The sequence below is a fragment of the Mesorhizobium sp. M7A.F.Ca.AU.002.02.1.1 genome (assembly GCF_003998535.1).
GTDB classification, from domain to species: Bacteria; Pseudomonadota; Alphaproteobacteria; order Rhizobiales; family Rhizobiaceae; genus Mesorhizobium; species Mesorhizobium ciceri.
Window position 1 is genome coordinate 1 of the sequence record NZ_RZPB01001294.1, and the last position, 966, is coordinate 966.

The following is a 966-nucleotide window of genomic DNA, read 5'->3' on the forward strand; positions in this document are numbered from 1 at the left end:
GGTGTGAACAGGCCGTTGATGGCGATCGAGGCGGCGGCGACCAGAGAACCGACAACCAGGACGCGGCGGAAGCCGGCGACGCGGAAGATCAGCGCGGTGACAAACTTCATCCCGATGGCGCCGATCGCCGAGACGAAGGTGATCATGCCGGACTGGAACGGCGTCAGCCCAAAACCGATCTGGAACATCAGCGGCAGCAGGAACGGCACGGCACCAATGCCGATGCGGAACAGTCCGCCGCCAAGCACCGAGGAGCGGAACACCTGGTTGCGGAACAATTCGAGCGCCAGCAAGGGATTTTTGGCGCGCCGCGCGTGCAGCAGATAGAGCGCGCCCGACAGCAGGCCGACCGCTACGGTGATAAGGCCGGTGGCCGGCGGCAAATAGGGCAGGCTCACCACCGACAGGCCGAAAACCACGCCGGATGCCGCCAGCCCGCTTAGCACGAAGCCGAGGAAGTCGAGCGGCGGCGTCTCCATCGATTCGGTCTCCGGCAGGAAACGCGTCGCCAGCCAGATGCCGATCAGGCCGATCGGCACATTGATCAGGAAGATCCAGTGCCAGGTGAAGTAGGTGGTGATGAAGCCGCCGACCGGCGGCCCGACCAACGGTCCGACCAACGCCGGAACGGTTAGCCAGGACATCGCCGCGACGAGTTCGCTCTTCGGTGTCGCGCGCACCAGCACCAGCCGCCCGACCGGTGTCATCATGGCGCCGCCAATGCCTTGCAGGAAGCGCGAGACCACAAAAGCCGGCAGCGAACCGGAGAGCGCGCAGGCGATCGAGCCGACGATGAAGACGGCGATCGCGGCGCGAAAGATATTCTTGGCGCCGAAACGGTCGGCCATCCAGCCGCTGATCGGAATGAAGATCGCCAGCGAGACGAGATAGGCGGTCAGGGCCAGCTTGAGCGCGATCGGGCTGGTGTGGATGTCGACGGCGATCGCCGGCAGCGATGTCGCGATA

The 966-nt window shown here is 65.2% G+C and carries 1 protein-coding gene; it reads right to left on the reverse strand.

Annotation, left to right across the window (positions count from 1 at the left end):
• On the reverse strand, positions 1-965 hold a 965-nt coding region (locus EN879_RS37235; protein WP_245493949.1), incomplete at its 3' end, for an MFS transporter.
• Position 966: the final 1 nt, after the last annotated feature.